Here is a 26,735-nt window from a genome sequence, read left to right as displayed (position 1 = left end):
CGCTCCCCGGCCACCCCCTACGCTTCGCGCGTCCCCGCGTACATCTCCTCCAGCAGCCCCTTGTACGCCTTCTCCACAACAGGCCGCTTCAGCTTGAGACTCGGCGTGATCTCGCCATGCTCGACGTCCAAGTCACGGGGCAGCAACCGGAACTTCTTGATCGTCTGCCAGCGCTGAAGCCCCGAGTTCAGCTCATCCACGTACCCCTGGATCAGCTCAACCGCCGCAGGCGAGCCGACGACCTCCGCGTACGACTTGCCTCCGAGCCCGCTCTCCTCCGCCCACGCGAGAATCGACGGCTCGTCCAGCGCGATCAGCGCCGTACAGAAGTTCCGATCGGCCCCGTGCACCAGGATGTTGGAGACGTACGGGCAGACCGCCTTGAACTGCCCCTCGACCTCGGCGGGCGCGATGTACTTGCCGCCGGACGTCTTGATGAGGTCCTTCTTGCGGTCGGTGATCTTCAGGAACCCGTCCGGGGACAGCTCGCCGATGTCACCCGTGTGGAACCACCCGTCGGACTCCAGCACCTCGGCGGTCTTCTCGGGGAGCTTGTGGTACCCCTCCATGATCCCGGGGCCGCGCAGCAGGATCTCCCCGTCGTCGGCGATGCGCACCTCCGTGCCGGGCAGCGGCTTGCCGACGGTCCCCGTGCGGTACGCCTCGCCGGGGTTGACGAAGGACGCGGCGGACGACTCGGTGAGCCCGTACCCCTCAAGGATGTGGATACCGGCGCCGGAGAAGAAGTACCCGATCTCGGGGGAGAGCGCGGCGGACCCGGAGACGCAGGCGCGCAGCCGCCCGCCGAACGCCTCGCGGATCTTCGCGAAGACGAGCGCGTCGGCGGCCTTGTGCTTCGCGGTGAGCGCGAAGGGCGCCGTCCGGTCCCCGGTCCGCATGAAGTTGTCCTGCGTGACCTTCGCGTACTCCCGGCCGACCTGCGAGGCCCACTGGAACACCTTGTACTTCGCGCCGCCCCCGGCCTTGGCCTTCGCGGCGACGCCGTTGTAGACCTTCTCGAAGATGCGGGGGACGGCCGCCATGTACGTCGGCTGGACGACCGGCAGGTTCTCGATGATCTTGTCGACGCGCCCGTCGACGGCGGTGACGTGCCCGACCTCGATCTGTCCCGAGGTGAGGACCTTGCCGAAGACGTGCGCCAGCGGGAGCCACAGGTACTGCACGTCGTCCGCGCTGATCAGCCCGGTCGCGGCGATGGCCTTGGCCATGTAGGACCAGTTGTCGTGCGGAAGGCGTACCCCCTTGGGGCGACCCGTCGTACCCGAGGTGTAGATCAGCGTGGCCAGCTGGTCCTTGGTGATCGCGGCGACCTTCTCCTCGATCAGCCCGGGCTCCTTGGCCAGCCGGTCGGCGCCGCGCTGCTCCAGCTCGTCCAGCGTGAGGATCCAGTCCTCGCCGGTGTCCGCGCCGGTCGCGTCGATGACGACGACGTACGCCAGATCCGGCAGCTCGCCCCGCCGGGCGACGGCCTTGGCGAGCTGGGCCGCGTCCTCCGCGATCAGCACCCGGCTCTCGGAGTCGGAGAGGATGTACGCCGACTCCTCGTCGTTGGTCTGCGGGTAGACGGTCGTCGTCGCGGCGCCCGCGCACATGATGCCGAGGTCGGCGAGGATCCACTCGATACGGGTGGAGGAGGCGAGCGCGACGCGCTGCTCCGGCTCGACGCCGAGGCCGATGAGTCCGGCCGCGATGGCATGGACGCGCGTAGCGGCCTGCGCCCAGCTGAGCGACTTCCATTCGTCGGGCCCCTGGCCACCGGCCGCCGGCACCGGGTACCGGTACGCCTCGCCGTCCGGCGTCGCCGTCACGCGGTCCAGGAAGAGGCCCGCCACGGACGGCGGCCGGTTCTCGATCAGGGTCTGTGTGTCGCTCACGACGTCCTCCGGGGCCCGCGACGGTGCGGCGGTTGTGCTGCGCGGCTATTTAACTCACGAGTAACTACCAGGCAGGGATCAGAGTAAAGGGCGTCCGGCCCGGGCGTAAGGGGTCTCTTCCCGCTGATCCGGTACCGGTACGACAACGGGGCCCGCCACGCTCACACGCGACGGACCCCGCATACACAGGCGTACGGGCCCTACTTCTTGCCCTTGCCCGAACCCGCGTTCTCGTCACTGCTCAGGACGGCGATGAAGGCGTCCTGCGGAACCTCCACGGAACCCACCATCTTCATCCGCTTCTTGCCTTCCTTCTGCTTCTCCAGCAGCTTCCGCTTCCGGGAGATGTCACCGCCGTAGCACTTGGCGAGGACGTCCTTGCGGATGGCGCGGATGGTCTCGCGGGCGATGACCCGGGAGCCGACGGCCGCCTGGATCGGCACCTCGAACGCCTGGCGCGGGATCAGCTCGCGCAGCTTCGCGACCAGCCGTACGCCGTACGCGTACGCCGCGTCCTTGTGCGTGACCGCCGAGAACGCGTCGACCTTGTCGCCGTGCAGCAGGATGTCGACCTTGACGAGGGAGCTGGTCTGCTCGCCGGTGGGCTCGTAGTCCAGCGACGCGTAGCCGCGCGTCTTCGACTTCAGCTGGTCGAAGAAGTCGAACACGATCTCCGCGAGGGGGAGCGTGTAGCGGATCTCGACGCGGTCCTCGGAGAGGTAGTCCATGCCGAGGAGGGTGCCGCGCCGGGTCTGGCACAGCTCCATGATCGAGCCGATGAACTCGGTCGGCGCGAGGATCGTGGCGCGTACGACGGGCTCGTACACCTCCATGATCTTGCCCTCGGGGAACTCGCTCGGGTTGGTGACGACGACCTCGCTGCGGTCGTCCAGGACGACGCGGTACACCACGTTCGGCGCGGTCGCGATCAGGTCGAGGCCGAACTCGCGCTCCAGGCGCTCGCGGACCACGTCCAGGTGCAGCAGGCCGAGGAAGCCGACGCGGAAGCCGAAGCCGAGGGCGGCGGAGGTCTCCGGCTCGTAGACGAGCGCGGCGTCGTTCAGCTGGAGCTTGTCGAGGGCCTCGCGCAGCTCCGGGTAGTCCGAGCCGTCCAGCGGGTACAGGCCGGAGAAGACCATCGGCTTCGGGTCCTTGTAGCCGCCGAGGGCCTCGGTCGCGCCCTTGGCCTGGCTGGTGACGGTGTCGCCGACCTTGGACTGGCGGACGTCCTTCACGCCGGTGATCAGGTAGCCGACCTCGCCGACACCCAGTCCGTCCGCGCCGAGCATCTCCGGCGAGTTGGTGCCGATCTCCAGCAGCTCGTGGGTCGCGCCGGTCGACATCATCTTGATGCGCTCACGCTTGTTGAGCTGGCCGTCGATGACACGGACGTACGTCACGACGCCGCGGTACGAGTCGTACACCGAGTCGAAGATCATCGCGCGGGCGGGCGCGTCCTTGACGCCGACGGGGGCCGGGACCTCCTGGACGACCCGGTCGAGCAGCGCGTCCACGCCGATGCCGGTCTTGGCGGACACCCGCAGGACGTCACTCGGGTCGCAGCCGACCAGGTTCGCCAGCTCCTCGGCGAACTTCTCCGGCTGCGCGGCCGGGAGGTCGATCTTGTTCAGCACCGGGATGATCGTGAGGTCGTTCTCCATCGCGAGGTACAGGTTCGCGAGGGTCTGCGCCTCGATGCCCTGTGCCGCGTCGACGAGGAGGACGGTGCCCTCGCAGGCCGCGAGCGAGCGCGAGACCTCGTACGTGAAGTCCACGTGACCCGGGGTGTCGATCATGTTCAGGATGTGCGTGTTGCCCTTGTCGTGGGTCGGCGCCCACGGCAGCCGCACAGCCTGCGACTTGATCGTGATACCGCGCTCGCGCTCGATGTCCATCCGGTCGAGATACTGAGCACGCATCTGCCGCTGATCCACCACACCGGTCAGCTGGAGCATCCGGTCGGCAAGCGTGGACTTGCCGTGGTCGATGTGAGCGATGATGCAGAAATTCCGGATCAGCGCCGGGTCGGTACGACTCGGCTCGGGCACGTTCTTAGGGGTCGCGGGCACGCAGGGTCCTGTCTCTTGAGGCGCCTTGTGCCTCGGGTCGGATCGATACGTAGCTTCTATGGTCCCATGGGCGGGGGGTGGGGGTGGTTCGGGCGGGGTGGGGCGGGGGGTGTGGTGCCGGGGCGGGGGGGCGGGATGCCTGGGGGCGGGGGCCTGACGCCGGGGTCGGGAGGCGGGACCCGAGGTCGGGAGACGGGGCGCCCGGGGTGGGGACCCTAACGTCGGGGCCGGTAGGCGGGGCGTCTAGGACGGGCAGCCTGACGCCAGGGGCGGAGTCCATGACGCCGGGGGCGGGAGGCGGGACGTCTGGTTCAGGAGGCGGGGTGTCTGGGGTGGGAACCTGAACGCCGGGAATCGGGAGGCAGGGCGCCCGAGGGTGGGAATCTGACGCCGGGGGGGCGGGGGCGCTGCGCTCGGGGCGGTGACTGTCGTGGGGGTGTTGCTCGGGCGGCGGGTGGTGGGGCGGCCCTTGTGGTGCGGGGCGTTGGTCGTGTTGCAGCCGCCGGTGACTCGGGTGGTGACGGGGCGGCCGTCGCCCCCCGGGGCGGGGCTACGGAGGCGGGAGGCTGGGCGCCTGGGGTGGGGAGTGTGACGCCGGGGATCGGAGGCGTCGCGCCGATGCGGAGTCCGTGACGCCGAAATCGGGATTGCGAGACGTCTGGTTCAGAGGCGGGACGCCTGGGGTGGGAACCTGACGCCGGGGATCGGGAGGCAGGGCGCCCGGGGTGGAAGCCTGACGCCGGGGGCGGGAGGCGGGATGCCGAGGTCGGGAGGCGAGGCGTCTGAGGGGGGAGTGTGACGCCTGGGGCGGGGAGCGCGGCGTCGGTGTGGGCGGCTTGGCGACGTGCCTCTCGCTCCGGGGGCCTCGGCGGGGAGGCAGTCGGTCCCTCGGGCCGGGCGGCCCCGGTTTGGGTCGGGCGTAGGGCCGCTGGTAGTGTGGACAGCTGTGTCTCTTGCCCTCTCAGCGCGAGGCACAAACCCAAGAAATCACCTGGTGAAGCCCGCGAGGGCAGCTCACCTGAACCTGAAAAGGCTCAATCAGTGGCGAACATCAAGTCCCAGATCAAGCGGATCAAGACCAACGAGAAGGCCCGGCTGCGCAACAAGGCCGTCAAGTCCTCCCTGAAGACCGCGATCCGCAAGGCCCGCGAGGCCGCCGCCGCGGGTGACACCGAGAAGGCCACCGAGTACCAGCGCGCTGCCGCGCGTCAGCTCGACAAGGCCGTCTCCAAGGGCGTCATCCACAAGAACCAGGCTGCCAACAAGAAGTCGGCGCTCGCTTCCAAGGTCGAGGCGCTCAAGGGCTGAACACCTTCCTGATCTGACCGCCGACGGAATCTAGCGGGCCCTCTCTCCTCCGCTCCCGTCCGGCACCCAACCGATCACGCGCGGCCTGCGTTCGCCACGCGGGCGTGATCACCAAGCTCAAACCAAAGGCCCCGGCCCCCACCCTTCCCCAGGGCGTGAGCCGGGGCCTTCGGCGTACGCGGACGGGGTTGACGCACTGCCCCCGGCGGCCGGAACCCTGGCGGGGCGATGTCGATGCCCCGGAACCCCTACGCCTGCCCCTCGGCGGACGAGCAAGATACGGACAGCCCACCAGCCCGGCCTGTACGAAGCCCCTGCCCCCGGCACAGAGCCGCCCCCGATGCCCTCTGCATATCCCGGCGGCGCCAACGCCCTCGACGCCCCGCCCCGAAAGACACCACACCGTAAGGGCGCCCCGCGTCGACCCCGCCGTACCGTCGTCACCCCGTCTTCGCCGCCCGCACCGAGTACACCCGAGGCACCCCCCGCCCCGCAGGAAGCCGGAAATGGCCACGGTCATGCTCGTGCAGAAACTCCACCCTGAGGCCGGCCGCAGCCAGAGCGCTGACCACCTCACCGACCCCGTGCCTCCACTCGACGGTCAGCGTGGCGTCCATGGACGCGGCGGCATCGGCGTACGTCCCCGGCGCATCGACCACGAACGGCTCACGGCGGAAGTAGTCGCTCTCCACAGTGACCCCGTCATCGGCAAGCAACTCGGCGACGGGATGATACTCAGCCAGATACAGGAACCCGCCCTCGGCGACCAACGCGGCAACCGTCCGCGCCCACCCGGCGATATCAGGAAGCCAGCACAGCGCACCGAAGCCGGTGTACACGATGTCGAAGCGCTCCCCGCCGACCGCCTCGACGGCGTCGTACACATCCGCCGTCACGAACCGCGCCGTATCCGCACCGACCCGCCCCGCCAACTCCCCGGCAACCGCGACAGCGGCCGGCGAGAAGTCGAGCCCGGTGACGACGGCGCCGCGCCGGGCCCAGGACAGGGTGTCCAGCCCGATATGGCATTGCAGGTGAAGCAGGCTCTTCCCCCTGACATCACCGACCTCGTCGACCTCGAAGCCCTGAAGCGATTCCCGGCCCGCGACGAAGGAGGGCAGGTCGTAGAAAGAACCGGCCGCATGGATCGGAACACGCTCGTCCCAGTTGGCGCGGTTGACCGCGAGCCAGTCGGCGGCGTCCGGAGTCGTCGTCATACCGGAAACGCTAGCCAGTCCCACGGACGACGATCAATCCGTTTCCCTACCGCCCCCGGGACCGAGCCGCCCGGGCGATCGCCACGACCGCCTTCTCCAGCGCGTACTCCGGGTCGTCCCCCCCGCCCTTGACCCCGGCATCCGCGTCAGCGACGGCCCGCAACGCCACCGCCACCCCGTCCGGCGTCCACCCCCGCATCTGCTGCCGGACCCGGTCGATCTTCCACGGCGGCATCCCCAGCTCCCGCGCGAGATCAGCCGGCCGCCCCCCACGCGCTGACGACAGCTTCCCGATCGCCCGCACCCCCTGGGCCAGCGCACTGGTGATCATCACCGGCGCCACCCCGGTGGACAGCGACCACCGCAACGCCTCCAGCGCCTCCGCCGCCCGCCCCTCGACGGCCCGATCGGCGACGGTGAAGCTGGACGCCTCGGCCCGCCCCGTGTAGTACCGCCCGACAACGGCCTCATCGATGGTCCCCTCGACGTCCGAGGCCAACTGGGACACCGCGGAGGCCAGCTCCCGAAGGTCACTCCCGATCGAGTCGACCAGCGCGGAACACGCCTCCGGCGTCGCGGACCGCCCGGTGGCCCGGAACTCCTGCCGGACGAAGGCCAGCCGGTCCGCGGGCTTGGTCATCTTCGGACAGGCGATCTCCCGCGCCCCCGCCTTGCGCGCGGCCTCCAGCACGGCCTTCCCCTTGGCCCCACCGGCATGCAGCAGCACGAGCGCGATCTCCTCGACGGGCGATCCCAGATACGCCTTGAGGTCCTTGACCGTGTCCGCCGAGAGATCCTGCGCGTTCCGTACGGTGATGACCTTCCGCTCGGAGAACAGCGAGGGACTCGTCAACTCGGCCAGCGTCCCCGGCTGCACCTGCTCCGCCACCAGGTCCCGCACATCCGTGTCCTCGTCGGCCTCCCGGGCCGCCCGCACGACATCCCGCACGACCCGGTCGAGCAGCAACTCCTCCTGCCCCACGGCGAGGGTCACAGGGGCGAGGAGATCATCATCAGCACGTTTCTTGGCCATCCCCACAAGCATGTCACGCACCACCGACAACCCCGCCCCAGAGGCGTTCTACGGCTCCTCCCGCCACCCCTCCCACTCCCGAGCGAACGCGTCCAGTTCCTCGGCCCCGAGCCGCCCCGCCTCGTCCCCGAGCACGACGAGCCACTGCGCATCCTCCGCATCGTCCTCCCCCGCCAGCGCGTCCCGCACGACCAACGGCTCCTCCACCACCCCGAACCGCTCCCGCAGCTCCTCGACAACCTCCTCAGCGGTATCCCGATCCGGCAACACCAGCACATGTCTCACATCACTCACAGGCTCATTCTCCGCCACCCCACACGCACCCCGACCCGACCCACACCCACCTCCTGCCCACGCACCCGGCCCCCGGCGGCCCGCTCCCAGAGTCACCCCTTTCCGGCCCGCCCCCACCCGCCTCCGGCCGACGCACCCCGCTCACCGCACCCGACGACCCTCTCCGAGAGCCACCCTTCTCACGCCCCCTGTCCGGCCCGCCCCCTCCCGACCTCCCCGCCCACACTCACCCACCCCCCATAACCCGCACCCCATCCCCCACCCCACCAACCACCAACCCCCCATCCCGATCCGTACGCATCACCACAGCCCCCGCCTCCCGCAACGCCGCGACCGTACCCGGCGCCGGATGCCCGTACGAATTCCCCGCCCCGCAAGAGATCAACGCCACCCGAGCCCCCACCGCCCGCATCAACCCCGCATCCTGATGCGCCGACCCATGATGAGCCACCTTCACCACATCCACCCCACCCCGCAGCACCCCCGCCAAGGCCCCCGAGTCAACCATCGCCCGTTGCCCCACCGGCTCCAGATCCCCCAGCATCAACACCCGCAGCCCACCCACCCGCACATACATCGCCACACTCGCGTCATTGGCCCCCTCCCCGACCACCCCTTCCCCCGGCGGCCACAGCACCTCCCACTCCAGCTCCCCCACCCGCCGCCGCTCCCCGGCAACGGCCCGCACCACCGGCACCCTGGCTTCCCGCGCAGCCCTCCGCACGAACCCCACCTGATCCACCGGCTCCTCGAACCCGGTCACCTCGATCGCCCCCACGGCCCGCCCCCGCAACACCCCCGCCAGCCCGGCCACATGATCGGCGTGAAAGTGCGTGAGCACGACCAACGGCACCCGAGTGACCCCCAACTTCCGCAGACACCGGTCGACGGCCCGAGGATCAGGCCCGGCGTCCACGACAACCCCCGCCCCCTCCCCCGCCGCCAACACAGCCGCATCCCCCTGCCCCACATCGCACACCGCCAACTTCCACCCGGGCGACGGCCACCCCGTCACCACCCGAGTCACCGGCGGCGGCTGCAACACGACCAGCACCAGCAGCACCCCCAACACCCCGCACCACAAGGGCCGCCCCACCACCCGCCGCCCGAGCAACACCCCCACGACGGTCACCACCCCGAGCGCAACGCCCCCACCCCACCCCCCGGGCCAATCGACCCCGGCACCAGGCAAAGCCGCCCCGGCCCGAGCGACATCAGCGATCCACCCGGCGGGCCAACCGGCGCACCACGCAAGCACCTTGGCCACCGGCATCGCCACCGGCGCCACCGCGAGCGCCGCGAACCCCAACACCGTGGCCGGCGCGACCGCGAACTCCACCAGCAGATTGCACGGCACCGCCACCACACTCACCCGCGCCGACAGCACCGCCACCACCGGCGCGCACAGCGCCTGCGCCGCCCCCGCAGCGGCCACCCCCTCCGCCAGCCGCGCCGGTACCCCCCGCCGCCGCAACGCCGCACCCCACCCCGGCGCCACCGTCAGCAACGCCCCGGTGGCCAGCACCGACAGCAGGAACCCGTAACTCCGGGCGAGCCAGGGGTCGTACAGCACCAGCGCCAGGACGGCCGCAGCCAGTGCGGGAAGCATCGTCCGGCGCCGCCCGGTCGCCAGCGCGACCAGCACCACCGCCCCGCACGCCGCCGCCCGCAGCACGCTCGGATCGGGCCGGCACACCACGACGAACGCCAGCGTCAGCCCGCCCCCGAGAACCGCCGTCCCCCGCAGGGACACCCCGAGCCGGGGCGCGAGCCCACGCCGCTCGACGTGCTGGGCCGACCCGGGCGGGCCGAGCAGCAGGACGAGGATGATCGTCAGGTTGCTCCCGGAGACGGCGAGGGTGTGCGCGAGGTCCGTCTCCTTGAACGCCTCGTCCAGCTCGGCAGAGATCCGCGAGGTGTCCCCGACGACCAGCCCCGGCAGCAACGCCCGCGCGTCGCCCGGGAGTTCCTCGGTCGCCTCCCGCAGCCCGGCCCGCAGCCGCCCGGCCACCCGCTGCACCCAGGACGCCTCCCCCACCACCTCGGGCCCCGCGTCCCCCCGTACCCGCAGCACCGCCGCCACACCGTCCCCGCCGCCCATCGGCGGCACCAGCTTCCCGGCGACCCGCACCCGCGTGGACGGCAGCAGCCCCAGCCACCCGGCCCCGCCCTCCCCCGACACGACGACCAGCACCGGCGCCCGCGTCCCCACCTCCCGCCCACCGGCCCCCACGACCCGCAGCACCTCGGCGTCCACCACCACCGCGTCCCGCGACATCCGGTCCCCCGTGACCCTCGGCCGGGTCCGCCGCGCGTCCGAGGTGATCCGTACGTCCGCCCGTACGTCGGCGAACTCCGCCGCCAACTCCGGTACGGGCCCGCGCTGTACGTCGTCCCCGTGCACCCCACCGACCACCGCAGCCGCGCCCGCGCACAACAGCACCCCCGCCCCGGTCACCCCCGACCACCCGGACCGCCGCCCCACGAGCAGCACCCCGGCCACCACCACACACCCCGCCGCGACCGCCAACGCCACCCCCAACGACACACCCAGCGCCCAGGCCGCCGTCCCCCACGCCGCCAGCGCCGGCGGCACCAGCCGCAGATCCGCCTCCCGCTCCCTCTTCATGGCCGCACAAGCTCCCGCAACTCCGAGAACCGCCGCTCCCCGATCCCGTTCACCTGCCGCAACTCGTCCACCGACCGGAACCCACCGTGCTGCGTCCGGTAGTCGAGAATGTGCTGAGCGAGCACGGGCCCCACCCCGGGCAGAGCATCGAGCTGCTCCAGGGTCGCGCCCCCGAGCGAAACCGGCACACCGCCCCCACCCCCGGCCACACCCCCGGGTACGCCGCCACCAGCCGCACCCCCGCTCCCCGGTACGACCCCGGCGACAGCAGCGGCACCGGGCACCCCCACCGCCACCTGCTCCCCGTCCACCAGAAACCGCGCCTGATTCAACCCACTGACATCAGCCCCCGGCCGCACCCCACCCGCCGCCCGCAAGGCATCCACCACCCGAGCCCCCGCCGGCAACCGATGCACACCGGGATCGCGAACCTTCCCACTGACATCGACGACGATCTCGGCACCGGCCGAGGGCACACCCCCGGCCCCCAAGACCCCCGCACCCGCACCCGCACCCGCACCCGCACCCGCACCCGCAGCACCAACCCCCTTCCCCACACCCGAAGTTCCACCACCCCCCACCTCCGCAGCCCCCGACTCGACCACAGCCGCCCGCACCACCTCCGGCGCCCGCACACCCTGCGTCCGCCCCGCCCAAAAATGCTGCCCCGCGAACACAGCAGCCACCACCAACACAACGCTCAACGCCACAACACCCCGCCGCTCCACCCCACACCGAGCCTGCACCCACACCGGCAACCGCTCCACCACAGCGGCCCTCACCCGCCCGCGCCGCCCCACACCGTCACCCCGAGCACCCCCGACCGACCCCACCACATCCCGCCCTGCAACCTCCCCGACCCCCAACTCCCCAGCCCTCTCGCCCCGTTCCCCGAACAACACCTCCACCCTCCGCCGCGTCTCCGCCACCGACTCCCGACGCCGCCGCCCGCGGACACGGCTGTCAGAGCCGGGCCCCCGCCCGGGTCCACTGGTCGCGATCGTCATACGCGCTGAACGTGCTCGAAGTGCCATGCCCCGAGCATCGACCAATCCCCGCCCTCACGGAGATCTCACCCGAATTCAGTGGACAACCTCCCACCTGTGGATAACTCGGTCACCCACACGAGTGACACCCCCGCGCCCCAACCCCCCACCGCCCCCTCCCTGCTGCCCTACCGAGGCGAAACCACAACCCCCAACAACCCAGGCCCCGTATGCGCCCCAATCACCGCCCCCACCTCACTGACATGCAACTCCCCCAGCCCCCCCACCCGTTCACGCAACCTCTCCGCCAAAACCCCCGCCCTCTCCGGCGCAGCAAGATGATGCACAGCGAGATCCACAGCAGCCGCCCCCGCCCGCTCCACAGCCAACTCCTCCAACCGCGCAATCGCCTTGGAAGCCGTACGCACCTTCTCCAACAGCTCGATCCGCCCCTCATCAAGCTGGAGCAACGGCTTCACCGCAAGCGCGGACCCGAGCAACGCCTGAGCAGCACCGATCCGCCCACCCCGGCGAAGATAGTCAAGCGTGTCGACGTAGAAGTACGCAGCGGTCCCGGCCGCCCGCTTCTCAGCAGCAGTAACCGCCTCATCAACCGTCCCCCCGGCCTGCGCAGTCTCAGCAGCGGCGAGCGCGCAGAACCCGAGGGCCATGGCGACCATCCCGGTATCGACAACACGCACGGGTACGGGAGCCTCACGCGCGGCAACGACCGCCGCGTCGTACGTCCCCGACAACTCGGCGGAAAGGTGCAGCGAAACAATGCCGGTGGCACCCGACGCGGCAACCCTGCGATACGTCTCCGCGAACACCTCGGTCCCGGGCCGGGAAGTCGTCACCGGCCGCCGTTTCTGAAGCGCCTGCGCAAGGGACCGCGTCGAAATCTCGGTGCCCTCTTCCAGCGCCTGATCCCCGAGAACCACGGTCAACGGCACCGCCGTAATACTGTGCCGCTCCATCATCGGCTGCGGCAGGTAGGCCGTTGAATCCGTGACGATCGCGACATGGCGGGACATGATCTGGAGGTTACCTGGCGTATCGGGCGACCGTCAGCCCGGCCCCTCGCCCGAGCCACTCCTTGACCGAATCAAGGTGTACGGGGCCTGCCGCTCAGGTCGTGCTCTCCGGCCGGGTCTTCTTCTCCCAGGGGTACGCCGGACGCGGCGGCTGAGGACTGATCGCGGGCGCCGGAGTCTCCCTCGAAGCACCCTCGGGCCCAGCCTGCCAGGCCGGCCCGGCCTGACCGGAACGGCCGGCCTGCGGAACATCGTCCGTGGTCCAGTGCCGCAACGCCCCCGCCTCCACATCGATCTGCGCGCTCAACGAGTCCAGCTCGTCCTCGGCGAACCGACTGGCCCGATCCCGCGCGGCCCACCGCAGCGAGTCGGCGGACGCGGTGATCCTCTCGGTACGCTCCCGCAGCTCCGGAAGTCGCTGAGCGAGGGTGCTGCGGTCGGGGTCGGACTCCAGCCGCTTGAGTTCGTCATCGAGCTGATGCCCATGCGCGCTGAGCCGCTCGAAGAGCCCCAGCGACTCCTTCAGGGACTCGTCCTCGGCAACCCCGGCATGCAACGCGTCCTGAGTAGCCCGCATAGAAGTCCGCAACGTCAACCGAAGCTGAGCGATCTCCCCCGCAGGCCCGAGCCTCCCGAACGACTTGGCCCGCAAGGTGTGATCCTCAACAGTCCGCCGAGCCTGCCCAATGGTCCGGTCCACACTCCGCTTAGCGGCCCCCACAGCCTTGACGGTCCCCCAAACCCCCAACAGAAACAGCACCAGGAAAACCAACGCAACCACAACGATCACGGCTTCCACAGCGCTCCTCCATCCCCGACCCGACGCACCCGCGCCGCCTTCTCAAGATAAACGCCGCCCCCACCCCCCAAAGTTCCCCCAACCCTGACCTTCCCCCCACCCACCCCGTAGGGGCCTGCCCTGACGACCACCACAGACCGGGCACAGACTCGGGCGGAACGCCCGAAGCGAAGCGGAAGACACACTGCACGACCTTTGCCGGGAGGCTCGCCCGCGCTGACCTCACCGACCGCACGCCCGAGATGAAGCCCCGCTACTCCTGCCGGATCGGGAGGGGTAGCGGGGCTTCCTTGGTTCTGAAGAGCCAGGGGATGGAGGCGAACAGTCAGACCGTGTCGAACTCTCCGATCTTGATCCCGGCCACGAATGATGAGAACGCGACCGAGCGGAAGTCCAGCACCGGGCCGCTGGTGCGCTTGGAGTCGCGGACCGGCACCGTGCCGTGTGTGGCGACGAGATTGACCGCAACTTCAACACACTGGCCGCCATTGCCACTGTACGAAGATGTGAACCAGCGAGGATGTTCGGTACTCACGGGGTGCCCTTTCGCAACTTTCTGATCAAGGCCGCGGATTCCGCCTGCGAGAGCGCTTCGGCCTGTAGCTGATGGTAGGCCGCGAGGATGGGCAGTACGAACGTGCTTTCGCGTTCAAGGTGACCCCGGTGGGTGGACTCGGCGTACGACAGTATCGATCGGTCAGGAAGCGTCAGCAGGGTGACTGGCAGGCTGAACGGTCGGCGTGCCCCCATGGAGAACGGCGCGATCTGGAACACGGTGTGGGGCAACTCGGCGAACGCCAGCAGTCGTTCGTACTGGGCATCCATGACAGCGGCAGTCCCCATCGGCCTGAGAATGCAGCCTTCATCGAGTACCGCGATGATCAAAGGCGAGGGCATGCGGACCAGGGACGCTTGGCGCCGCGCCACCAACTCCACGCGTTCTTGAGCCTGTTCGGGAGTGATCGCCGCACGCCTTACGGCGTCTGCTTCAAGCGCCGCTGCGTACTCGGGAGTTTGGAGGAGTCCGGGAATGACACCCACCTCGTACAGCCGGACTTCCGCCGCCCGAGCTTCGTGAGCAAGGTACTCCGGGAACCCTTCGATCAACGCCGTATGGCGTACCGACCGGCTCATGCGTTCAAGCATGTCGCCGGTGCCGAACACCCTGTCAAGACTTGCTGCAAATTGGGGAGTTGGAGGGCGACGCCCAGTTTCCACGGCTGAAATATGGGTGGCTGAGCAGCCGGCGCGCGCAGCTAGATCGTCCTGAGTCCACCCCCTTGCGTCCCGTAACCTGCGCAGTTCAATGCCGAACTTTGCACTGGGAGACCCCTCAGGGTCCAGCTCTTTGCGGTTCAACGGGTCACCGTCCAACTATCTAGCCAACTTCTGCAAGTTGAAGACTTCCCGACTCTAGGCCACGCTGAACCGCCCCGGTAGTGAAACCACTACGGAAAGGAGCGGCCGTGTCCGGCAAGACCCTGTCTGCGGCGCGGAACCCCCCACCCGTTCCGACTGTCGGCACGATCATGATCGACGAGCACGACCGCGTCGGAGAGTTTCGCGGCGAGGCACACGGCCAGTGGTGGTTGCGGCCCCTCAAGGGCGGAACCGAGTGGACGGTGAAGCCCGGCGAAGCCGAGCCGGTGCCCCCGGACTGGCGGCTCCGCGCGAAAGTTGCCCTCGCGAACGAACGGACCGCGTGGCGGAGGGAGTTGACGTGACGTCTCAACTTCCTTTGCTGGTCGGGTACTTGTGCGCGGTGCGTGCCGAAGGCCGTGTGCAGGGCACTGGCCGCGAGGCGGCGTACATCTTCGACGCCTTCCAGACGATCTCGCCGGTCCTCGCGCTGCGCTGGCTCCGTCACCAGGCCCTGTATCTCGCTCATCGTGTGGACCCCGACCCGTCATCGGTTGGCTGGGCTCCCCCCCGGGCGTTCCGCGCGTGTGTGTCCGACTGTGACCCCGCCGGCGAACTCCGGGCGTGGGCCGCGTATTTCGTACCGCACCGCGAGGCGCAACGGCATCTGCGGGAAGGGAATCCGCTCACGGCCGTGGTGGAGACGTAGACGCGCAGTGCCGGTTCCTGCTGTCCGCGCTGCCGATACACGCGCCGGTGAGCAGTCTCCACCCCGAGCCCCCGCCCTGGTCGCAAGAGTCGTACCGACGGCGGCACGATTCTTCCCCTTCCGACCAGGGCGGGCCGAAACACCGAAGGAGGCGCCGTGCCCCGTCGTACGCCTGAGGAAGTCCGCGCTGCGGAAGCGGAGTTCATCGAGCAGCGTGAATCGGTGATCGAGCGCTACAAGCGCGGGGAGTCCGCCGCTGCTCTGTCCCGCAAGTTCCGGGTGAGGTCGTCGTGGATCACCCATCAGTTGCGGACGTGGGGCGTTGAGGTCCGTGACTCGTCGGCTGCCGGACGCGTGAACGGCGCCGGTGGCTGGTCGCACTGAAGACGCCGCCCCCTGCCACATGAATGCGCTCTGGGGCAGGGGGCGGGACCAACCCTGGTCGGCTTTCTGCATAGCGCCTGACGGCAGACCGGGGCCACATCGCAAGGGCACAGGGAGCACAACACATGAGCAAGGCGAGAAGCGTCGTTACCCGCGCGGCAATCACGATAGAGGCGGACCCCCACGCCCCGATCCTCACGCGCGGCGAACCCGCCGTCTGACAACCGCATGCACTCCCGTCCGGCTGCCACGCATCCCGTGAAGCGAGGCAGCCGGACAGGTCGCACCGCCACGGACCAAGGCAAGGGAAGGGGAACCATGACCACGCTCATCGAGCCGCCCGCCGTACCCTCGCTGCCCGCCATCCGGTCGCTGGAACTAGAGATTACCGGGAAGTGCCAACTCACGTGCACGCACTGCTTGTCGGAGTCCGGCCCGCAGGCCACGCACGGCACGATGACCCCCGAGGACTGGCGTGCGGTGATCGTCGACGCCGCCGCGCTCGGCATCGAAACCATTCAGCTCATTGGGGGAGAGCCGACCGTTCACCCGCAGTGGCGGGAGTTCACGGAACTCGGTCTCTCCTTGGGGCTTCGGGTGGAGGTGTACTCGAACCTGTTCCATGTCGCCCCGGACTGGTGGGAGTTGTTCGAGCGGGACGGCGTGACTCTGGCGACGAGCTACTACAGTGACGACCCCGCCGAACACGACAAGGTCACCGGTCGCAAGGGGAGTTACGCCCGTACTCGGTGCAACATCCGGGAAGCCGTCACCCGGGGAATCACGCTCCGGGCGGGAATCGTGGACATCCTTCCGGGGCAGCGCGTCACTGAGGCCGTCGCGGAACTGAAGTCCATGGGTGTGGAGCACATCAAAACGGACCGGGTTCGCGCCGTGGGCCGTGCCGCACTTCCCGGCACCGCACCGTCGCTGGACGAGCTGTGCGGCAAGTGCACCCGAGGACGCGCCGCCGTTCTCCCGAACGGGGCCCTTGCCGGATGCGTGCTGTCGCGCGACTTCCCGGTGGGCAACGTCCGGGAAACTCGGCTCGCCGATCTGCTGGGCGGAAAGGCTTGGAGTGACCTGGCGGCACTCATTCCGGCGCCCCGTGCCGCATGCCAGCCGAACGACTCCGACGACTGTGACCCCGCCAGCACCCCTTCGTGCGACCCGCAGTGACCGGCAGGACCGCTGAAAGGACTTCGATGGACTGGGAAGAGCACGCGTCACGGCTAGCGTCACGCGTCACCGATCCCGATTCCCGCTGGGTCGGCGCAGTGGCACACATCCCCCGTCACGAACTCGTCCCCCGCTGGTGGGAGCACACCGGCGGGAAGTGGCAACTCCGTGACGGGCCGTCCGCTCCTGAGGCATGGATGCGCGCCGCGTATGCGGACCGCTCGTTGGTCACCCGGGTCGGCCCGCTGCATGCGGACCGGGCGAGCCCCGACGACCGGCCGCAGGGGTGGCCCACATCGTCCGCCACGCTGCCGACCCTGGTGGTGCGGATGCTGCGGCACGGACGCCTCGGGGACGGGCTGTCGCTGCTGGATCTCGGGACGGGGGCTGGTGGGCTCGCCGCGTATGCCTGTCACCGGCTCGGGGATCACTGCGTGACCAGCCTGGATGTGGACCCTTACTTGGTCAGTGCGGCTGGGGAGCGGCTCGCCCGCATGGGCTACCAACCGAAGATGGTCACAGCCGACGCCACCGAGTGGGTACCGGGCACGTACGACCGGATCGTGGCTACCGTCGCGCTCTCCCCCGGTCCCGGACTCCGGGCCGTGGTCGGGGCACTGGAACCTGGCGGGCGCCTCGTGACGACGCTCGCCCGTACCTGCCTGCTCGTCACCGGCTGGAAGGACCAGTCAGGGGACGTCGTGGGACGGGTAGAACGGGACATGGCCGGCTTCATGCTCACCCGCTCCGGCAGCGACTTCCCGCCTGCCCGAACCGAGTTGTTCACCCTCGCCCACAACGCGGAAGGAGAACACCGCAGCAGTGGTCGCTATCCCGTGGTGGACATCGAGAACGCGTGGGAACTGCGTTCCATGCTCGAAGTCACCACGCCCGGTGTGGAGATCGACTACCGGTCCGAGGGGGAAAGCCGTACGGCCTGTCTGATCCACCCGGACGGTTCTTGGGCACGCGCGTCCGCCGAACGGCTCGACGACCCCCCGGAAGTCCACCAGGGCGGCCCGCAGCGCCTGTGGGATGCCCTCGAACGCATCCGCGACCGCCTCAACACCGAGGGCTCGTTGCCTCTGCTCGGCGCGAACGTCCGCATCACGCCCGACGGAGTGTGTCATCTGTCGCGCGGACGCTGGAGCGCGTCCATCGGCGAGCAATAGCCCCGGTACGGAGGACGAGTCCCGTCGTCCGCCGCACCGGACCCGTGGCGCCCCTGACCGGCCGGCGCCGAGCACGGTACGCGGAGACACGCCCCGGCGCCGGACCGGTCCGCCCCCTGTGCAGGGTGCCGCTTCGCCCCGAGCGGTGAGAGCGCCACACCCCGCCCCGCCTGTGTGCCCCGTGGCGCGCGGGCGAGGCTTCTTCCCCTCTCCCACACTCAAGGATGACGTCCGGCGATGCCGCTGCAATGCACTGCCTTCACCCCGGTCCCGCAAGGCCAGGGGATGGCCGCCGTCGTGAGGATGACGGACATACCCGATGACGAGATCGGGGACATACTCGCGGAGTTCCCGGATTTCTCGCTGTGTGACCTGGGGGAGCACGACGAGGTGACAGGGCACGGCTCTGTGCTGTGGGTTCTCAAACCCCCGCAGGAGACGGCGCTGTGGGTGCGCTGGGTGCAAGTCGACGCAGGCGTCATACACCGGTTCGAGCTCTTGCCGTTCTGTCCCGCCAAGGCTCCCGAGGACTCCCGAGACGGCGACACCGAATGCGCGCTGTTCGCAGACCACCCCACAGGCCACAGCTGGGACGTGACAGACCCCTTAAAAAGCGCACTCGCGCGTCTCACCCCAGCCGACTACCGGAGATTGATCGGGCTCGACGACCATGACCGACCCGAGGACTAGTCGCCCTGGCGCTCGTCCTCGCCGGTCGGCTCCGAGGGACCGGCCACGAACGACCCCTTGCCCCAACGAGTCTCGATGAGCCCCCGCTCCCGCAGGATGCGCACTGCCCGCCGGGCGGTCTCCCGCGCCACTCCATGGCGCTCGCACAGCTCCGCTTCGGACGAGATCGGCTCGCCCGGCGTCTTCCCCTTGATCTCTTCGGTGAGCGCGTCGAGCACGTCCATGTAGGGGGCGCGCGGCGTGTACGGCTGATCGGGGCGGCGAGGCATGTGCCGAGCGTAGACAACAGGCCAAAACCCAGGCGACTCAGACAGGCAAATGAGTTAGGCGTGTAGATGAGTTAGACGTGTTGGTCTAGCGTGACCCTTGAACACGAAAACGCCCCGAGTGAACCGGTCCTACGCGGTCCGCCCGGGGCTCGCCGAGACAGCTATCTAGGAGCTGACTGACGTATGCGCGATGCTATCGCCCGCGCCCTCACCTGGGTGCTCGCCGTCCTCACCCCCCGCCGACGCCCCGGGCGTCACAGCGCCGAATTCCTCACGGTGCAACCGCAGATCACCGAGGCCACCCCGGACGTCATCCCCGCCTCCCCCTGGTCCCGCCCGTGGACCAGCGCCACGAAAGCCGAAGCCGCCGCACGGTTCCGGCAACAGGACGCGGACACCCTCGAACTCCACCGACAGCAGGAACGGCGCCACGCGCTCACGCTCGCCACGATGGGCATCGACTACCCGTACATCTACCCCGACGCCCCGTTCGGCCCCGACGCGTTCGCCACGGCCGGGGCGGACGTATGAACCGCGACGCACTGACCGGCGAACTCCCCGCCCGCTCCGGCGCAGTGTGCTGCCACTGTGAACGGTGGAGCGCTGCGGCGATCCCATGCCGCTACATCGAGCGCGTGAGCGGCCCCGGGGTCACCTTGTACGCCTGCCCCGACTGTGTGGTCATCGTCGGCGTGGGCCCCGTGGCAGACGACGTGATCCACAACACCCCGTCCTGACAGATCAGCCCGGAGCCCCGTTCGACCAACGTCGGACGGGGCGCTGCTGCATCCGCGAGAAACCCATCCACCAGAACCCCAACCACCCACCACCCCCAACGCAAAGCGCGCCCCACCCCGACCCCAGCCGGAACAGAGCGCGCCCGCGCAAACACCCCACCTCACCCAGTAACGATGTTCACCAACTTCGGCGCCCGAACGATCACCTTCCGCACAGCAGCCCCATCCAGCGCCTTGACCACAACCTCATCCCCCAGCGCCACCTTCTCCAACTCCTCCTCGGAGATCCCCGGCGACACCTCCAGCCGAGCCTTGACCTTCCCCTTGATCTGAACGACGCAGGTGACGGTCTCATCGACGACGTACGCGGGATCGGCGACCGGCAGGTCCTGATGGACGACGGACGACGTGTGCCCCAGCTTCCGCCACAGCTCCTCGGCGACATGCGGAGCCAGCGGAGCGACCAGCAGCACCAGCGCCTCGGCGACAGACCGGGAAACAGGCCCCCCCACCTTGGTCAGATGGTTGTTCAGCTCGGTGATCTTGGCAATGGCGGTGTTGAACCGCAGCCCCTCCAGATCACCACGCACCCCGTCGATGGCCTTGTGCAGGGCACGCAGAGTGGCCTCGTCGGGAGCGGCGTCGACAACGGTCACAGCACCGCTAGCCTCGTCCACGACGTTCCGCCACAGCCGCTGCAACAGCCGGAACTGCCCGACGACGGCCCGCGTGTCCCAGGGCCGGGAGACGTCCAGCGGCCCCATGGCCATCTCGTACAGCCGCAGCGTGTCAGCCCCGTACTCCTCACAGATCTCGTCCGGAGTGACGGCGTTCTTCAGGGACTTGCCCATCTTCCCCAGCAGCCGGGAGACCTTCTCGCCCGCGTACCAGTAAGCACCGTCCCGCTCCTCGACCTCGGCGGCCGGCACCGGGAACCCACGCTCGTCGCGGTAGACGTACGCCTGGATCATCCCCTGGTTGAACAGCTTGTGGAACGGCTCGGCGGACGAGACGTGCCCCAGGTCGAACAGCACCTTGGACCAGAACCGGGCGTACAGCAGGTGCAGGACGGCGTGCTCGGCGCCACCGACGTACAGGTCGACGCCACCGTGCGGCTGACCGGCACGCGGCCCCATCCAGTACTGCTCGATCGAGGGATCGACCAGCTGCGTGGAGTTGTGCGGGTCCAGATACCGCAGCTCGTACCAGCAGGACCCGGCCCAGTTGGGCATGGTGTTGGTCTCACGCCGGTACTGCTTGGGCCCGTCGCCCAGATCCAGCGTGACGTCGACCCAGTCCTGCTTGCGGGACAGCGGCGGCTCGGGCCGGGTGTCCGCGTCGTCCGGCTCGAACGTACGCGGCGAGTAGTCGTCGACCTCGGGCAGCTCCAGCGGCAGCATCGACTCGGGCAGCGCGTGCGCGACGCCGTCCTCGTCGTACACGATCGGGAAGGGCTCGCCCCAGTACCGCTGACGGCTGAACAGCCAGTCCCGCAGCCGGAAGTTGACGGTCCCGCGCCCGATCCCCTTGCGCTCCAGCCACTCGGTGATCCGCGCCTTGGCCTCGGCGACGGGCAGCCCGTCCAGCGAGATCTCGCCGTTGGCGGAGTTGACGATCTTCGCGTCGTACGAGGAGAAGGCGTCCTCCCACAGCGCGGTGTCGGTGCCGCGCCCGTCGGTCGGCTCGACGATGCAGGTGACCGGCAGCTCGAAGGCGCGCGCGAACTCGAAGTCGCGCTGGTCACCGGCGGGTACGGCCATGATGGCGCCGGTGCCGTACCCCATCAGGACGTAGTCGGCGATGAAGACGGGCACCCGCTCGCCGTTGACGGGGTTGACGGCGTACGCCCCGGTGAAGACGCCGGTCTTCTCCTTGGCCTCGGCCTGCCGCTCGACGTCGGACTTGGCCCCGGCCTGCGCGCGGTACGCGGCAACGGCGTCGACGGGGGTGGCGTGCCCGCCGGTCCACACGTCGTGCGTGCCCTCGGGCCAGGCGGCGCCGGTGATCTTCTCGACCAGGGGGTGCTCGGGAGCCAGGACCATGTAGGTCGCGCCGAACAGGGTGTCGGGCCGGGTGGTGAATACGGTGATCCGATCATCGGACTCCACCGAAACGCCCTCTACGGCGAAGTCGACCCGGGCACCTTCACTGCGCCCGATCCAGTTCCGCTGTTGCAGCTTGATCGCCTCGGGCCAGTCCAGCTCATCCAGATCATCCAGCAGCCGATCGGCATACGCAGTGATCCGCATGTTCCACTGCCGCAGCTTGGTCTTGAACACGGGGAAGTTCCCGCGCTCCGACCGCCCATCAGCGGTGACTTCCTCGTTCGCCAGCACGGTCCCCAGCCCAGGACACCAGTTGACCGGCGCCTCGGAGGCATAGGCCAGCCGGTACTCCCCCAGCAGATCGGCCCGCTCGACAGCGCTCAGCGCCCCCCAGGACCCACCCCCGGGAACCGCCCGCTCACCGCTCTCGAACTGAGCGACCAGCTCGGTGATCGGCCGAGCCTTGCCCGCCTCCTCGTCGTACCAGGACTCGAAGATCTGGACGAAGATCCACTGGGTCCACTTGTAGTACTCGGGGTCGATGGTCGCGAACGACCGGCGCTTGTCGTGGCCCAGCCCCAGCCGCCGCAGCTGGGCCCTCATGTTCTCCATGTTGGCCTCGGTGGACACGCGCGGGTGCGTGCCGGTCTGCACGGCGTACTGCTCGGCGGGCAGCCCGAACGCGTCGAAGCCCAGGGTGTGCAGGACGTTGTGCCCGGTCATGCGCTGGAAGCGGGCGTAGACGTCGGTGGCGATGTACCCCAGCGGGTGGCCGACGTGCAGCCCCGCGCCGGAGGGGTACGGGAACATGTCCATGATGAACTTCTTGGGCCGGGCGACCAGCGAAGGGTCACCGGCCAGGTCGCCCGTGGGATTGGGCGCCGAGTACGTGCCTTCCGCGTCCCAGAAGTCCTGCCAGCGTGCCTCGATGTCGGCCGCCAGCGCGGCCGTGTAGCGGTGCGGCGCAACCGTCTCGGCGGTTGCGGGGTTCGTCTCGCTCATGATCCTCAAAGCTCCATCGATCGTCATCTGCCCAGCGGGGCCCGGAAACGAAAAATCCCCTCGCACAGGAGGGGAAGCCACGCCGACTCCGACCACACTCAGTGGCGGTCGGGACTGGTCAGCGCGGCCCGCTAAGCAGAAGGCGTACGGCACGCATGTCGTCAGGGTACCGCAGGGCTTGAGCAAGCTGCGACGAACCTGCGTATAGCTGTACGACACCGCGAGCACGGGAGCAAAAACTGACTACCGTTCAAAAATTACCTGACACAACACCCCCTATAGGGACATCGCTTCGGCCGCCCCTCCCTTAGGTAACAGCCCAATAACTCAAACTCGTACCCATCGGTATGGCGCCCACTTAGAGTTCGGCAGCGGGACCGCTTTCCCGGACTGCTCGGAGTTGCCCCCATGAACCCTCGTCGTAGTAACACCTCGCTCCCCCAGCCGGGGCGGTCCGCGTACGGGATCGCGACGGCTGTCGTCCTCGTCCTCATACCCGTGGTGGTCGTCCTCGGAGGCACCTGGCTCCAGGACTTCCTGAACTTCGGTGCGGGCGTGCTCTCCCTGGTGAGCCTCACCTGCTCGGTGATCTGGGGACTCGTCGCCCAGGACCGGCTCATCCTCAACACCCGTCAGCGGATCCTGGCGCAGGGCATCCACCGGGTGACCGCCGTCGCCTCGATCGCGTTCCTGCTCGTGCACATCACCATCAAGGTCGCGCTGGGGCACGCCGCCCTCATCGGCGCGATCATCCCGTTCAGCCTCGGCATCACCGGCATCGGCGGCCTGATCGGCCTCGGCTCGCTCGCCGCGCTGCTGATGATCTTCGTCGGTGTGACGGGCGCGCTGCGCAACCAGTTCGCCTCCCCGGCGGCGACCGCCGCGCGCTGGCGGATGATGCACATGATGGCGTACCCGGCGCTGTGCGCGGCCCTGGTCCACGGCCTGTTCGCGGGCCGCGCCGCGAAGCCGTTCTTCATGATGAGCTACCAGCTCTGCCTGGTCGGCGTCATCGCCGCGCTCGCGCTGCGCGCGGCTCCCCGCTCCTTCAAGCGCAAGGTCGCCGACCGCCTCGGCGCGGTCATCGGCTCCGAGGGCGACATGCGCGACAACCTGGAGCAGAGCCGCGCGCGGGTCTCCGAGTCCGGCCCCCGGGAGCGGCCCCCGCGCGCCGAGCGCGAGCGCCCGTCGGCTCCGCAGACGTCGTCGCTGTTCGGTACGCCCGCCCCGGAGGCCGGCGGTTTCGCCGCCGCGTACCGCAACGCGCCGCCCACCCCGCAGGCGCCACAGCCGTCGTACGGCGCGAACATGCCGTACGACACGCAGGCCACGGCGGCGATGCCGCGCATGGACGGCCCCGGCTCCACCTCGGGGAGCTGGCCCGTCCCGTCCCCGCCGCCGGTCGGGGAGGCCCCGCCGTCGGCGTACGACCCGATGCAGGACACCGGGTTCAACATCCCGGTGTACGAGACCCCCAACCCGAACGCCCCCTACGACAACGCCCCCGGCAACGCCGCCCAGGGCCCCACGCCCGGTTCGGGCGAAGCTTGGAACACGCCTTCCGGAGGCTATAGGTGAACGAGGCCCTGCCCGACGTCCCAGAGGTCCGCGTGGTCGGTCTTCCGCAGCTCACGTCGGGTTTCGACCTTGTCGAACGGCTCGATCTGCCCATGCATCTGAAGGTGCACGGGCCGCTGGAGCCGATCGGCGGCGAGAAGCTCGCGCAACTCGCCGAGCGGATCAACCTCAAGGGGCGCGGCGGGGCGGGCTTCCCGTTCCACAAGAAGCTGCGCTCGGTCGCGGACGCGGCGATCAAGAAGGGCATCCGGCCCGTCGTCGTCATCAACGGCAGCGAGGACGAGCCGGCCTGCCGCAAGGACACGGTGATGATCAACCGTGCCCCGCACCTCATCCTGGACGGCGCGCTGCTGTGCGCCGAGGCGCTGGGTGCCCGCACGCTCGTGGTGGGGGTCACCCGTGAGTCGACGCAGCGCTCGATGGAGGCGGCCCTCGCGGAGCGCGGCCTGAGCGACAGCCGGCGTTCCGCGCTACGCGCGTTCGTGCAGCGCAACCCGATCCGCATGGTGACGGGCGCCGCCGCGTCCCTGGTCCGCTCGATCGACGGCGGCCCCGCGATCCCGCCCGGCCGCAAGACCAGCGCCTCCCAGAACGGCGTCGGCGGCGCCCCGACGCTCCTGTCGAACGCCGAGACCTTCGCCCAGCTCGCCATCGCGGCCCGCATCGGCCCGGAGCGGTACGGCAACACAGGCCTGTACGACGAGCCGGGCACCGTCATGCTGACCGTCTCCGGCGCGGTGGCCCGCCCGATGGTCATCGAGGTCCCGACGGGCGTGCCGCTGCGGTACGTCCTCCAGCTCGCCGGCGCCCCGCCGGTCCCGCAGGGCGTGCTGACGGGCGGCTACCACGGCAAGTGGATCGACGCGGCGACGGTCAACGAGGCCGTCGTCTCCCGCAACTCCCTGGACGCCGTGGGCGGCGCGCTGGGCGCGGGCGCGATCCTGCCGATCAGTCAGGAGACGTGCCCGCTGGGCGAGTCCCTGCGCGTGGCGCAGTGGCTGGCCGACGAGAGCGCGGGGCAGTGCGGCCCCTGCTACCTCGGCCTCCCGGCCGCCGCGCGCGGCATGGAGGACATCCTCAACGGCGGTGGTCCCGCCGCCCTGGAGGCCCTCAAGCAGGTCGCCCGCAACGTCAAGAGACGCGGCGCGTGCTCGCACCCCGACGGCTCCGCGATGTTCCTGGAGTCGACCATCAAGGCGTTCACGGACGACCTCGCCGCGCACGTCCTCGGCAACGGCTGCGGACGGCCTGTGGAGGGCGTCCTGCCGCTCTTCGAGGACGGCCACATGCCGGCCGGCATCACCAGCGGAGCCCCCGCCGAGGACGCCTCCGGCAGCCGCCAGAAGATCTTCGTCGACTGGACCCTGTGCCGGGGCCACGGCCTGTGCGCGGACATCCTCCCCGAGGTCTTCCAGCTCGGCGCCGACGGCTTCCCCACGGTCGCCCAGGCAAAGGTCCCCCGCTACGCAGAAGCCAAAGCTCTACGCGCGGTGCGCCGCTGCCCCGCCCTGGCCCTCCGCATAGAGGAGGACACCCGGGGCCAGGCCCCCGCAAAGAACCTCCCGGTCCTCTCGAACCGCGAGGGCGGCGGGGGCAGGGGACGGCGGGCACTGGGCCGCTGACACGCCGAAGGGGCCGTCCTCCTGGAGGGCGGCCCCTTCTTTGTCGTCGTCTCGCGCGCGGGCACGAAAAATCCCGCCGGACCCATGAAGGATCCGGCGGGATCTCGATAAGTGGAGCTAAGGAGAATTGAACTCCTGACCTCCTGCATGCCATGCAGGCGCTCTACCAACTGAGCTATAGCCCCGTGCTGCGGTCCGCCGGGTCTCCCTGGCGGCGACGCCAACATTACACGGTCACCGGGGTGCTCCACCAAATCGATTACGCGGTGACGAAGGAGTAGAAGCGCTTGAGCGTGCAGTGCTCTTCGAGGAGGCGGCCGTAGATCGGCTCGCCCTCCAGTTCGCGGTACGTCTCGATGGGGTCGCCTTTTATGATCAGCGCCCGCGCGCATTCCTCGCACCAGTACTGGTAGTCGGGGTTGACCGGCTCCATGTCACGGACGATCGGGGTGCCGCTCCCGCACCAGTCGCACTTCCGCCTGTGTGCACCCATCGATCAGCTCCAGCTGTGGCCGCAGGCCGTGCACACGTAGGAGATCCCGCCGTTGTCGCCGAGGACCTGTGCGACGTGCGCGGAACCGCAGGAGGGGCAGCTGAGCCGGGTGGCCGTGTCCCGTGTCGACGCCGCATCGGAGAGGTGGCCGACCTCTCCGAGGATGCTCGCAGGCATCACTGCTCCCTCCCGTCGGGCCGCGCTCCCATCCGGCCGTTTGATTCTGCCACGG

26 protein-coding genes and 1 tRNA gene are annotated in these 26,735 nt (G+C 69.7%); 11 read left to right on the top strand and 16 right to left on the bottom strand.

All coding sequences use genetic code 11. The annotated features are described in order from the left end of the window. Positions 1–17: 17 nt before the first annotated feature. Positions 18–1,895, bottom strand: coding sequence for an AMP-dependent synthetase/ligase (locus tag J8M50_RS10525; RefSeq protein WP_010358531.1), 1,878 nt, complete (start codon positions 1,893–1,895; stop codon positions 18–20). A gap of 200 nt (positions 1,896–2,095) precedes the next feature. Further along, entirely contained in the window at positions 2,096–3,964 is a 1,869-nt protein-coding gene (gene lepA, locus J8M50_RS10520) for a translation elongation factor 4 (RefSeq protein ID WP_010358529.1), read from the bottom strand. A gap of 1,041 nt (positions 3,965–5,005) precedes the next feature. Here lepA and rpsT point away from each other — a divergent pair. Further along, the gene (gene rpsT / locus J8M50_RS10515; protein ID WP_010355388.1) at positions 5,006–5,272 is read left to right on the top strand and encodes a 30S ribosomal protein S20; all 267 of its coding nucleotides are present in this window, start codon (positions 5,006–5,008) and stop codon (positions 5,270–5,272) included. Positions 5,273–5,712: 440 nt separating this feature from the next. Here rpsT and J8M50_RS10510 read toward each other — a convergent pair whose 3' ends face one another. The 9 genes from J8M50_RS10510 to J8M50_RS10470 all read right to left on the bottom strand — a co-directional run bounded on the left by J8M50_RS10510 (position 5,713) and on the right by J8M50_RS10470 (position 14,623). Further along, positions 5,713–6,489: a class I SAM-dependent methyltransferase gene (locus J8M50_RS10510; RefSeq protein WP_010355387.1), complete on the bottom strand. Its 777-nt coding sequence runs from the start codon at positions 6,487–6,489 to the stop codon at positions 5,713–5,715. Positions 6,490–6,535: 46 nt separating this feature from the next. Beyond that, positions 6,536–7,522, bottom strand: coding sequence for a DNA polymerase III subunit delta (gene holA / locus J8M50_RS10505; protein WP_178855015.1), 987 nt, complete (start codon positions 7,520–7,522; stop codon positions 6,536–6,538). A 48-nt stretch (positions 7,523–7,570) separates the two neighbouring features. Beyond that, positions 7,571–7,816, bottom strand: coding sequence for a hypothetical protein (locus tag J8M50_RS10500; RefSeq protein WP_040837049.1), 246 nt, complete (start codon positions 7,814–7,816; stop codon positions 7,571–7,573). Positions 7,817–8,042: 226 nt separating this feature from the next. After that, on the bottom strand, positions 8,043–10,445 hold the full coding sequence (locus J8M50_RS10495) for a ComEC/Rec2 family competence protein (protein ID WP_010355384.1): 2,403 nt from the start codon (positions 10,443–10,445) through the stop codon (positions 8,043–8,045). Further along, positions 10,442–11,452, bottom strand: a complete 1,011-nt coding sequence (locus J8M50_RS10490; protein WP_223786190.1) for a ComEA family DNA-binding protein — start codon at positions 11,450–11,452, stop codon at positions 10,442–10,444. The genes J8M50_RS10495 and J8M50_RS10490 overlap by 4 nt, the downstream gene beginning before the upstream one ends. A 167-nt stretch (positions 11,453–11,619) precedes the next feature. Further along, positions 11,620–12,465 carry a DegV family protein gene (locus tag J8M50_RS10485; RefSeq protein WP_010355382.1) on the bottom strand — a complete coding sequence of 282 codons (846 nt, stop codon included), beginning with the start codon at positions 12,463–12,465 and terminating at the stop codon, positions 11,620–11,622. Between the two features lie 94 nt (positions 12,466–12,559). Further along, positions 12,560–13,264, bottom strand: coding sequence for a hypothetical protein (locus J8M50_RS10480; RefSeq protein WP_010355381.1), 705 nt, complete (start codon positions 13,262–13,264; stop codon positions 12,560–12,562). Between the two features lie 325 nt (positions 13,265–13,589). After that, positions 13,590–13,799 (bottom strand): DUF397 domain-containing protein, encoded by a 210-nt coding sequence (locus J8M50_RS10475; protein WP_029184096.1) that lies wholly within the window; start codon positions 13,797–13,799, stop codon positions 13,590–13,592. Then, on the bottom strand, positions 13,796–14,623 hold the full coding sequence (locus J8M50_RS10470) for a helix-turn-helix domain-containing protein (protein WP_029184095.1): 828 nt from the start codon (positions 14,621–14,623) through the stop codon (positions 13,796–13,798). The genes J8M50_RS10475 and J8M50_RS10470 overlap by 4 nt, the downstream gene beginning before the upstream one ends. A 107-nt stretch (positions 14,624–14,730) precedes the next feature. On the opposite strand from J8M50_RS10470, the gene J8M50_RS10465 reads away from it, so the two are divergent. From J8M50_RS10465 to J8M50_RS10440, 6 genes are all read left to right on the top strand, one after another. Next, positions 14,731–14,988: a hypothetical protein gene (locus J8M50_RS10465; RefSeq protein ID WP_010355378.1), complete on the top strand. Its 258-nt coding sequence runs from the start codon at positions 14,731–14,733 to the stop codon at positions 14,986–14,988. Next, a complete protein-coding gene (locus J8M50_RS10460) occupies positions 14,985–15,332 on the top strand; it encodes a hypothetical protein (protein ID WP_141655596.1) in 348 nt (115 codons plus the stop codon). Before J8M50_RS10465 ends, J8M50_RS10460 begins: the two co-directional genes overlap by 4 nt. A gap of 156 nt (positions 15,333–15,488) precedes the next feature. Beyond that, a complete protein-coding gene (locus J8M50_RS10455) occupies positions 15,489–15,716 on the top strand; it encodes a hypothetical protein (protein WP_010355376.1) in 228 nt (75 codons plus the stop codon). Between the two features lie 318 nt (positions 15,717–16,034). Then, the gene (locus tag J8M50_RS10450; protein WP_010355375.1) at positions 16,035–16,895 is read left to right on the top strand and encodes a radical SAM/SPASM domain-containing protein; all 861 of its coding nucleotides are present in this window, start codon (positions 16,035–16,037) and stop codon (positions 16,893–16,895) included. Between the two features lie 26 nt (positions 16,896–16,921). Continuing rightward, the gene (locus J8M50_RS10445; RefSeq protein ID WP_029184094.1) at positions 16,922–18,067 is read left to right on the top strand and encodes a methyltransferase domain-containing protein; all 1,146 of its coding nucleotides are present in this window, start codon (positions 16,922–16,924) and stop codon (positions 18,065–18,067) included. Positions 18,068–18,352: 285 nt separating this feature from the next. Next, entirely contained in the window at positions 18,353–18,757 is a 405-nt protein-coding gene (locus tag J8M50_RS10440) for a hypothetical protein (RefSeq protein WP_141655595.1), read from the top strand. On the opposite strand, the gene J8M50_RS10435 is transcribed toward J8M50_RS10440, so the two are convergent. Next, on the bottom strand, positions 18,754–19,026 hold the full coding sequence (locus J8M50_RS10435; RefSeq protein ID WP_029184093.1) for a GntR family transcriptional regulator: 273 nt from the start codon (positions 19,024–19,026) through the stop codon (positions 18,754–18,756). The two genes, J8M50_RS10440 and J8M50_RS10435, sit on opposite strands and share 4 nt — an antisense overlap. A 183-nt stretch (positions 19,027–19,209) precedes the next feature. On the opposite strand from J8M50_RS10435, the gene J8M50_RS10430 reads away from it, so the two are divergent. Then, on the top strand, positions 19,210–19,557 hold the full coding sequence (locus J8M50_RS10430) for a hypothetical protein (RefSeq protein WP_010355371.1): 348 nt from the start codon (positions 19,210–19,212) through the stop codon (positions 19,555–19,557). Then, positions 19,554–19,763 (top strand): hypothetical protein, encoded by a 210-nt coding sequence (locus J8M50_RS10425; protein ID WP_010355370.1) that lies wholly within the window; start codon positions 19,554–19,556, stop codon positions 19,761–19,763. The genes J8M50_RS10430 and J8M50_RS10425 overlap by 4 nt, the downstream gene beginning before the upstream one ends. Positions 19,764–19,924: 161 nt before the next feature. Here J8M50_RS10425 and leuS read toward each other — a convergent pair whose 3' ends face one another. Then, positions 19,925–22,810 (bottom strand): leucine--tRNA ligase, encoded by a 2,886-nt coding sequence (gene leuS / locus J8M50_RS10420; protein ID WP_010355369.1) that lies wholly within the window; start codon positions 22,808–22,810, stop codon positions 19,925–19,927. A 408-nt stretch (positions 22,811–23,218) separates the two neighbouring features. Here leuS and J8M50_RS10415 point away from each other — a divergent pair, with 408 nt between their 5' ends. Together J8M50_RS10415 and J8M50_RS10410 are read left to right on the top strand one after the other, a co-directional pair. Further along, the gene (locus J8M50_RS10415; protein ID WP_010355368.1) at positions 23,219–24,388 is read left to right on the top strand and encodes a hypothetical protein; all 1,170 of its coding nucleotides are present in this window, start codon (positions 23,219–23,221) and stop codon (positions 24,386–24,388) included. After that, positions 24,385–26,010, top strand: coding sequence for an NADH-quinone oxidoreductase subunit NuoF family protein (locus J8M50_RS10410; protein ID WP_010355367.1), 1,626 nt, complete (start codon positions 24,385–24,387; stop codon positions 26,008–26,010). The genes J8M50_RS10415 and J8M50_RS10410 overlap by 4 nt, the downstream gene beginning before the upstream one ends. A gap of 112 nt (positions 26,011–26,122) precedes the next feature. Here J8M50_RS10410 and J8M50_RS10405 read toward each other — a convergent pair. The 3 genes from J8M50_RS10405 to J8M50_RS10395 form a co-directional block, all read right to left on the bottom strand. Next, positions 26,123–26,195, bottom strand: a tRNA-Ala gene (locus J8M50_RS10405). Between the two features lie 74 nt (positions 26,196–26,269). After that, the gene (locus tag J8M50_RS10400) at positions 26,270–26,503 is read right to left on the bottom strand and encodes a hypothetical protein (protein WP_003976229.1); all 234 of its coding nucleotides are present in this window, start codon (positions 26,501–26,503) and stop codon (positions 26,270–26,272) included. A gap of 3 nt (positions 26,504–26,506) precedes the next feature. Then, on the bottom strand, positions 26,507–26,680 hold the full coding sequence (locus J8M50_RS10395; RefSeq protein ID WP_010355366.1) for a hypothetical protein: 174 nt from the start codon (positions 26,678–26,680) through the stop codon (positions 26,507–26,509). Positions 26,681–26,735: the final 55 nt, after the last annotated feature.

It is taken from the genome of Streptomyces acidiscabies, from assembly GCF_020010905.1.
Lineage (GTDB): Bacteria > Actinomycetota > Actinomycetes > Streptomycetales > Streptomycetaceae > Streptomyces > Streptomyces acidiscabies.
The sequence above is the reverse complement of the archived record's forward strand: the minus strand, read 5'-3'. Positions and strand labels throughout refer to the sequence as shown.

Bases quoted from the DNA above. Each gene is read 5' to 3' on its own strand.
- J8M50_RS10485 (WP_010355382.1), bottom strand. From the start codon at position 12,465: ATGTCCCGCCATGTCGCGATCGTCACGGATTCAACGGCCTACCTGCCG.
- J8M50_RS10445 (WP_029184094.1), top strand. From the start codon at position 16,922: ATGGACTGGGAAGAGCACGCGTCACGGCTAGCGTCACGCGTCACCGAT.
- J8M50_RS10440 (WP_141655595.1), top strand. From the start codon at position 18,353: ATGGCCGCCGTCGTGAGGATGACGGACATACCCGATGACGAGATCGGG.
- J8M50_RS10490 (WP_223786190.1), bottom strand. From the start codon at position 11,452: ATGACGATCGCGACCAGTGGACCCGGGCGGGGGCCCGGCTCTGACAGC.
- J8M50_RS10395 (WP_010355366.1), bottom strand. From the start codon at position 26,680: ATGCCTGCGAGCATCCTCGGAGAGGTCGGCCACCTCTCCGATGCGGCG.
- J8M50_RS10430 (WP_010355371.1), top strand. From the start codon at position 19,210: ATGCGCGATGCTATCGCCCGCGCCCTCACCTGGGTGCTCGCCGTCCTC.
- holA (WP_178855015.1), bottom strand. From the start codon at position 7,522: ATGGCCAAGAAACGTGCTGATGATGATCTCCTCGCCCCTGTGACCCTC.
- J8M50_RS10435 (WP_029184093.1), bottom strand. From the start codon at position 19,026: ATGCCTCGCCGCCCCGATCAGCCGTACACGCCGCGCGCCCCCTACATG.
- J8M50_RS10415 (WP_010355368.1), top strand. From the start codon at position 23,219: ATGAACCCTCGTCGTAGTAACACCTCGCTCCCCCAGCCGGGGCGGTCC.
- J8M50_RS10510 (WP_010355387.1), bottom strand. From the start codon at position 6,489: ATGACGACGACTCCGGACGCCGCCGACTGGCTCGCGGTCAACCGCGCC.
- J8M50_RS10495 (WP_010355384.1), bottom strand. From the start codon at position 10,445: ATGAAGAGGGAGCGGGAGGCGGATCTGCGGCTGGTGCCGCCGGCGCTG.
- J8M50_RS10400 (WP_003976229.1), bottom strand. From the start codon at position 26,503: ATGGGTGCACACAGGCGGAAGTGCGACTGGTGCGGGAGCGGCACCCCG.
- J8M50_RS10425 (WP_010355370.1), top strand. From the start codon at position 19,554: ATGAACCGCGACGCACTGACCGGCGAACTCCCCGCCCGCTCCGGCGCA.
- J8M50_RS10450 (WP_010355375.1), top strand. From the start codon at position 16,035: ATGACCACGCTCATCGAGCCGCCCGCCGTACCCTCGCTGCCCGCCATC.
- leuS (WP_010355369.1), bottom strand. From the start codon at position 22,810: ATGAGCGAGACGAACCCCGCAACCGCCGAGACGGTTGCGCCGCACCGC.